Below are 6,226 nucleotides of genomic sequence, written 5' to 3'. Positions count from 1 at the left end.
TGGCTTTGCCATCGGGGTGGATGATGTGCAGCGGGCGGCGCTCCCAGTCGAGCAGGATCGGGCCGTCGATGGTGCGCCAGCCGTTTTCGTCTGGCTGCACGGCCGCTTGTGTTTGCAAAGGCTGGCCTGCCACCACCGCCAGATAGCGTTTGTGGACCTGACGGGTTTCAAAGAGCTTGCTCAAGCGGCGTTGGGCTTCGATGCCCCTGGCCATGAGCAACAGGCCGGAGGTGTCTTGGTCCAGGCGGTGCACGACCAGGGCTTCGGGGTAGCGGTCTTGCATCCGTTTGGACAGGCAGTCCTGCTTGTCCGGGCCACGACCGGGCACCGACAACAAGCCGCTGGGTTTTTCCAGCACCAGCAGGTGCTCGTCTTCGTGGATCGGGGTCATGCAGGACGAACCCAGCGAGCAGGGCGCTGGGCTGAAAAGATCACTTGTCTTTGACTTTGCCGCGGGGTGCCACAAAGGTGGAGGGGGCCATGGGGCGGTCGGACGTGAACGTCTTGGGGGGCGTGGTGTCTTTCTTTGGCTTTTTGGCCATTTTGTTGCTGCGTTGTTCGCCTTTGGCCATGGTGGTTCCTTGGATAGACATCCCGGCTTGGGAAGCCCTTGATGTTAAAGCACAAAGCCGCAAAATCTGCGGCTTTGTGGGGGTCTCCAACCGGCCCGCCTCAAGCTGGCACAAGCATCACTTGACTTCGGTCACAAACTGCGCGGTGGGGCGGCGCACTTTTTTCAGATTGGCCAGCCAGTCGCCTTCGGCTGCGCGGTAGCCCAGCGGCACGAGGACCACGCTGCGCAGACCGCGAGCGCTCAAGCCCAAAATTTCGTCGATGGCTTTGGGGTCAAAACCTTCCATGGGCGTGGCGTCGACTTCTTCGAAAGCCGCAGCGATCAAGGATGCGCCCAAGCCGATGTAGGCCTGGCGCGCCGCGTGCTCGTAGTTCACCTCTGGGGTGCGTGCAGGGTAGTTTTTGAGCAACATCTGGCGGTAGTTTTCCCAGCCTTCGTTGGTGCCGCCGCGTTGCGCGTTGGTCATGTCAAACATCATGTTGATGCGCTCGGCCGTGTAGTTGTCCCAAGCCGCAAAAACCATCAGGTGCGAGCCGTCCGTGATTTGGGCCTGGCCCCAGGCCTTGGGCTTGATCTGCTCGCGCACGGCCGGGTTGGTCACCACGATGATCTCGAACGGTTGCAGACCGCTGGAAGTGGGGGCCAAACGAGCGGCTTCGACGATGCGGTCCACTTTGTCTTGGGGCACGGCTTTCGCCGGGTCCATTTTTTTGCAGGCGTAGCGCCATTCGAGTTTGTTCAGCAAGTCAGACATGGGGTTTCCCTGAGGTTGAAAGAGCCGTGATTGTGTCCGAAGACCCAGACCGGTGTTTTCACCCGTGAAGGTGCACAGGGCAGCTTGTCGCTCACGGGGTGAGGGTCTGCCAAGTGGCGGTGGGCAGGCCATCCAAGTTGTAAGGCCCCACGGCGGTTCGGATCAGGCGCAGCGTGGGCAGGCCCACGGCGGCGGTCATGCGGCGCACTTGGCGGTTGCGGCCCTCTCGAATCACCAACTCCAGCCACGAGGTGGGGATGCTCTGCCGTGCGCGGATCGGTGGGTTGCGTGGCCACAGGTCAACGGGCGCTTGCACTTCACAGGCGCGAGCGGGCAGGGTGGGGCCATCGTTCAGCGTCACACCCCGGGCTAAGGCGGTCAGTGCTTTGTCGTCCACCACGCCCTCCACCTGCACCAGATAGGTCTTTTCCATCTTGAAGCGCGGGTCGGCAATGCGCGCCTGCTGCTGGCCATCGTCGGTGAGCAACAGCAAGCCCTCGCTGTCGGCATCCAGACGTCCCGCCACGTAAACGCCCGGCATGTCAATGTGGTCTTTCAGCCCACGCCAACGCCCTTCGGGGGTGAACTGGCTGAGCACGCCATAGGGTTTATTGAAGCGGATCAGCATGAAGCAGCAGGTCTTGTCATCGAGGCGAGAGCGTATCAGGTCCACCGCATGAAGGCTGTGGGTTAGCATCGTCCGCATGAGCACCCAATACGAATGCCTGAAAAGCGCCGACCTGTATGCCGAGGCCTTTGGCGTCGCCCCCCCCGAAAAACTGCCCGGCAAAGAAGTCTGGCCGCGCCAGCAGGGCTTGTTCATCCGCAAAGCCGCATCAGCCGAGGTCGAGTCGCCAGAAGCCCAGATTCCCAGCCACGAGGCCGAGTCAGCTGCGTCCGCAACGCCTGCCGAGCCTTGGGTCATGCAGCTCGTCCAAGGCCAATTTGGCTTGGTGCCGACTTGGGTCAAATCGGCATCGGATGCCAAACTGCGTTCGACCAAACTGGCGGTGACCCGCTACGAAACCATGAGCACCGCCACGCCGACGCGTGAGACCTGGCTGAATGCGCAGCGCTGCATCATCCCCATGCAAGCGTTTTTGGAAGACGACTGGCGCAGCGGCAAGGCGGTGCCCACACGCATTGCCCGGGTGGATGGCAAGCCTATGGGGGTGGCAGGTTTGTGGGAGCGCTGGACGCAGGGCGACCAAGAGATCGTCAGTTACACGCTGCTCACGGTGAACGCCAACAGCCACGCGCTGATGAACCGCTATGGCCAAAACGGCAACGAAAAACGCATGCCCGCCATCTTGAACGAGGGGGCCTACGGCGCATGGCTCACCGCCCCCCTGGAGAAAGCCCGCGAGTTCATGCGCGCTTACCCGACGCAGTTGTTGCTGGCCAACCCGGTGCAGAAAAAATAAGTCAATGGCCTTGAGGGCGACCCATTCTCAAAGGGATTGCCGATACCGCTGCACCATCTCGGCCTGTGATTCGATCTCGATGGTTTCGCCCTGGAACGCCTGAATCTGATCGCGCAGCATTTCGCCCATGGTGGGCAAGCTGCTGCGTTCGGGGTGCAAAGAGGCGTCCCACAGTTGCGAGCGCATCAGGGCTTTGGCGCAGTGCAGGTAAACCGAGTCCACCGTCACGCGGATCACCAACTTGGGCGTGCGCCGCGCGTCCTCGCACAGCGCCAAGTCTGCCGGGTCGGTGCTCAAAACCGCTTGCCCGTTGATGCGCAAAGTCTCGTCAAAGCCCGGCACCATGAAGAGCAAACCCAAACGCCCGGTGCTCACGATGTTCTCCAGCGTGTCCAAGCGGTTGTTGCCAGGCGAGTCGGGCATCAAGAGCGTCTGGGTGTCCAGCACCTTGACGAAGCCCGGCGCACCCCCGCGCGGTGAAGCGTCCATGTGCCCATGCGCACCGCTGCTGGCCAGCACCACAAACGGCGACAGTTCAATAAACCGGGTGGCATGCGGGTCCAGCGACGGGATTTCTTTTTTCAGCGAGCGCTCACTGGCGGGGCCGTAAAGGGTACGCAGGGCTTCGAGGGTGGTGATGTGCATGGATAACTTCAGTGAGATCAATTCATACGGCTTTGCCAGTACGCAGGCCGACGGTGTAAGTGAGCGACGGCAACGATCAGAATGCTTTGCTCATCTTGGCTGTAAATCACGCCATATGGAAATCTGCGCAGTCGGCAGCGGCGGGTGTCTCTTGAAAGAGGATGTCAGCCAGTTGGATGGCGCTCAATGAGTTGGATAGTGCGAAGAAATTCAACTAAAAACGAATCACCTAAGCCCGGCGCTTGTTGTGCGTACCAATGGATCGCCTCGTCCAGCTCGGATTGAGCAGCGGGCAAGAGGCGAACGATCATGCCGTTTTGACTAGGTATTTGGCAATGACTTCATTCAAAGGGATGGCATTCACCTCACCCTGGCGATAGGCCAAAAGACGTGATTCGGCCTCTTGTGCCCATTGCACATCCATGGAGTCGTCCCGCGCATCCAAAGTGTCCAGGATTTGATCAACCAAAGCCATACGCTCCTCGGGAGGCAGTTGTGATGCTTGATCGCAGAGTTGTTTGGCGGTTGGCATGCGGGACTCCATTGGGTAAGTTAATTGAGCAACAGACATATTGAAGTCATTAGCTCAAAGTTTGTCAATTGATGAAGTGACTAAGACTTTTCTTTTGACTTCATCCAAGGTTCTTCCGGATGCCGTTTTCCATTCGATCCATCCATTGGCTGATCTGCCCATGACCGCCATGGTCGCAGTGATGGGGCTGGAAAACAAATACCTGAGCCTTTGCAATAAAACTGTTCTACCTCACCTTTGGCAGAGGGCGCATTGCTCAATGGTTCGAAGATTAACTGGCCTAACTATAGATGCTTGCCCACACTGCCGGACTGACCAATACAGGTGCGTGGCAAGCCAGCCTCGGACAACTCACCCATTGGCTGCGCGGCACCTCGATCACGCGAACAATGCGCGTTGTTATCTCAGCCACGCGCATGCCTCGTGGATCGCCCAAAGGAAGAAAAAATTGAATGGTCTGCGGGCGGTTCATCGAATTACTTACCCCAGCTGTCCTTCAACCCCGTCACCCGGTTGAACACCGGCTTCGCTCCCGGAACGTGATCCAGGCGATCGGCCACAAAGTACCCAAAGCGCTCAAACTGGAACTTCTGGTCCGGCTGCGCGGCGGCGAGGGACGGCTCCACATAGGCCGTGACCACTTTCAGGCTGTTCGGGTTGAGCGACTGCAAGAAGTCTTTGCCGCCCGCGTCGGGGTGGGCGTCGGCAAACAGGCGGTCGTACAGGCGCACTTCGGCTGGCACGCCGTCGGCCACGGCCACCCAGGTGATGGCGGCTTTGGCTTTGACGCTGTCGGCGCCGGGGGTGCCGCTCTTGGTGCCGGGGATGACTTTGGCGTGCACCTCGGTCACTTGGCCCGCCGCGTCGCGTGCGCAGCCGGTGCATTCGATCACGTAGCCGCCTTTGAGGCGCACCACGTTGCCGGGGAACAATCTTTTGTAGCCCTTGGGCGGAACTTCTTCAAAGTCTTCGCGCTCGATCCACACTTTTTTGCCGATCTTGAAGACGCGGTCAGCGGGGGTCATGGCGCCTTCAGTGCCATCGTTACCATCCTTGCCTTCGGCGATCGCGCTGTGGGGCAGAGCGGGTTGGGTGCAGTCTTCGGTGTAAGCATCTGAGCCAAATGCCTCGGCCCAATTCGTCAGCACCAGCTTGACGGGGTCGAGCACGGCCATGCCGCGGTGGGCTTTGTTTTCCAGGTCTTCGCGCAGGCAGCCTTCGAGCGTGCTGTAGTCGATCCAGCTGTCGCTTTTGGTCACGCCGATGCGGTCGGCAAACAGGCGCAGGCTTGTCGGGGTGTAGCCCCGGCGGCGCAGGCCCACGATGGTGGGCATGCGCGGGTCGTCCCAGCCGCTGACTTTGCCTTCATTGACCAACTGCGCCAGCTTGCGCTTACTGGTGATCACATAGGTCAGGTTCAGGCGGGAAAATTCATATTGTTTGGGGCTGGGCGCGGCCAGCAGGCCGCTTTCGCACAGGCGCTCCATCAGCCAGTCGTAAAACGGGCGCTGGTCTTCAAACTCCAGCGTGCAGATGCTGTGGGTGATCTGCTCCAGCGCGTCTTCGATCGGGTGGGCAAAGGTGTACATCGGGTAGATGCACCATTTGTCGCCCGTGTGGTGGTGGGTGGCGCGGCGGATGCGGTAGATGGCCGGATCGCGCAGGTTGATGTTGGGCGAGGCCATGTCGATCTTGGCGCGCAGCACGGCCGCGCCGTCGGCCAATTGCCCATCGCGCATCTCGCGAAAGCGCGTCAGGTTTTCTGCCACGGTGCGGCTGCGGAAGGGGCTGTCAACGCCGGGTTTGCCAAAGTCGCCCCGGTTGACGCGCATTTCGTCAGGCGTTTGCTCGTCCACATAGGCGTGACCGGCTTGAATCAGCGCCTCGGCAGCGCGGTACATGAAGTCGAAGTAGTCGCTGGCTTGGTAGGGCGCGGCGCTGCCTGCGGCTTGGCCGACTGGATGGTCCATTTGGGCCCAGTCAAAACCGAGCCATTTCACGGCGTCGATGATGCTGTTGACGTATTCGGTGTCTTCTTTTTCGGGGTTGGTGTCGTCAAAGCGCAGGTGGCACACGCCGCCGTACTCTTGGGCGAGGCCAAAGTTGATGCAGATGCTTTTGGCGTGGCCCACATGCAAATAGCCGTTGGGCTCGGGCGGAAAGCGGGTGCGGATCTTGGCGGGGTCGCTCTCGCCAGCGGCGTGGTGCGCGGCGTCGCCGGGGCTGCCTGCCCAGCGGCGGCTGGCATACGTGCCCTGCTCGATGTCTTTGTCGATGATTTGGCGCAAGAAGTTGCT

At 60.5% G+C, this 6,226-nt stretch carries 10 protein-coding genes; 1 reads left to right on the top strand and 9 read right to left on the bottom strand.

The window, feature by feature from the left end:
* The 4 genes from Q0O19_RS13560 to Q0O19_RS13545 form a co-directional block, all read right to left on the bottom strand.
* Nucleotides 1-391 (bottom strand): pseudouridine synthase (locus Q0O19_RS13560; protein ID WP_295523828.1); only part of this gene is annotated, 391 nt, incomplete at its 3' end.
* A 40-nt stretch (nt 392-431) separates the two neighbouring features.
* Complete coding sequence (locus tag Q0O19_RS13555) at nt 432-572, bottom strand: hypothetical protein (protein ID WP_295523826.1); 141 nt, start codon at nt 570-572, stop codon at nt 432-434.
* A 117-nt stretch (nt 573-689) separates the two neighbouring features.
* The gene (locus Q0O19_RS13550; RefSeq protein WP_295523824.1) at nt 690-1,328 is read right to left on the bottom strand and encodes an NAD(P)H-dependent oxidoreductase; all 639 of its coding nucleotides are present in this window, start codon (nt 1,326-1,328) and stop codon (nt 690-692) included.
* Nucleotides 1,329-1,419: 91 nt separating this feature from the next.
* A complete protein-coding gene (locus Q0O19_RS13545) occupies nt 1,420-1,956 on the bottom strand; it encodes a pseudouridine synthase (protein WP_295523830.1) in 537 nt (178 codons plus the stop codon).
* A gap of 76 nt (nt 1,957-2,032) precedes the next feature.
* Between Q0O19_RS13545 and Q0O19_RS13540 the strand changes: the two genes are divergently transcribed.
* On the top strand, nt 2,033-2,752 hold the full coding sequence (locus Q0O19_RS13540; RefSeq protein ID WP_295523822.1) for an SOS response-associated peptidase family protein: 720 nt from the start codon (nt 2,033-2,035) through the stop codon (nt 2,750-2,752).
* A 27-nt stretch (nt 2,753-2,779) separates the two neighbouring features.
* Here Q0O19_RS13540 and Q0O19_RS13535 read toward each other — a convergent pair whose 3' ends face one another.
* The 5 genes from Q0O19_RS13535 to Q0O19_RS13520 all read right to left on the bottom strand — a co-directional run.
* Nucleotides 2,780-3,397, bottom strand: coding sequence for a pyridoxamine 5'-phosphate oxidase family protein (locus tag Q0O19_RS13535; protein WP_295523820.1), 618 nt, complete (start codon nt 3,395-3,397; stop codon nt 2,780-2,782).
* Nucleotides 3,398-3,561: 164 nt separating this feature from the next.
* The gene (locus Q0O19_RS13530) at nt 3,562-3,708 is read right to left on the bottom strand and encodes a type II toxin-antitoxin system RelE/ParE family toxin (protein WP_295523818.1); all 147 of its coding nucleotides are present in this window, start codon (nt 3,706-3,708) and stop codon (nt 3,562-3,564) included.
* Entirely contained in the window at nt 3,705-3,929 is a 225-nt protein-coding gene (locus tag Q0O19_RS13525) for an addiction module protein (protein ID WP_295523816.1), read from the bottom strand. The genes Q0O19_RS13530 and Q0O19_RS13525 overlap by 4 nt, the downstream gene beginning before the upstream one ends.
* Nucleotides 3,930-3,983: 54 nt before the next feature.
* The gene (locus tag Q0O19_RS14025) at nt 3,984-4,127 is read right to left on the bottom strand and encodes a DUF4357 domain-containing protein (RefSeq protein ID WP_366939095.1); all 144 of its coding nucleotides are present in this window, start codon (nt 4,125-4,127) and stop codon (nt 3,984-3,986) included.
* Between the two features lie 278 nt (nt 4,128-4,405).
* On the bottom strand, nt 4,406-6,226 hold a 1,821-nt coding region (locus Q0O19_RS13520), incomplete at its 5' end, for a glutamine--tRNA ligase/YqeY domain fusion protein (RefSeq protein WP_295523814.1).

Origin of the sequence: Limnohabitans sp. Rim8 (assembly GCF_945869175.1) — a bacterium.
GTDB lineage: Bacteria > Pseudomonadota > Gammaproteobacteria > Burkholderiales > Burkholderiaceae_C > Limnohabitans_A.
This window is presented reverse-complemented; position numbering and strand designations above follow the sequence as displayed.

Bases quoted from the DNA above. Each gene is read 5' to 3' on its own strand.
- Q0O19_RS13555 (WP_295523826.1), bottom strand. From the start codon at position 572: ATGGCCAAAGGCGAACAACGCAGCAACAAAATGGCCAAAAAGCCAAAG.
- Q0O19_RS13550 (WP_295523824.1), bottom strand. From the start codon at position 1,328: ATGTCTGACTTGCTGAACAAACTCGAATGGCGCTACGCCTGCAAAAAA.
- Q0O19_RS13545 (WP_295523830.1), bottom strand. From the start codon at position 1,956: ATGCTGATCCGCTTCAATAAACCCTATGGCGTGCTCAGCCAGTTCACC.
- Q0O19_RS13540 (WP_295523822.1), top strand. From the start codon at position 2,033: ATGAGCACCCAATACGAATGCCTGAAAAGCGCCGACCTGTATGCCGAG.
- Q0O19_RS13535 (WP_295523820.1), bottom strand. From the start codon at position 3,397: ATGCACATCACCACCCTCGAAGCCCTGCGTACCCTTTACGGCCCCGCC.
- Q0O19_RS13530 (WP_295523818.1), bottom strand. From the start codon at position 3,708: ATGATCGTTCGCCTCTTGCCCGCTGCTCAATCCGAGCTGGACGAGGCG.
- Q0O19_RS13525 (WP_295523816.1), bottom strand. From the start codon at position 3,929: ATGCCAACCGCCAAACAACTCTGCGATCAAGCATCACAACTGCCTCCC.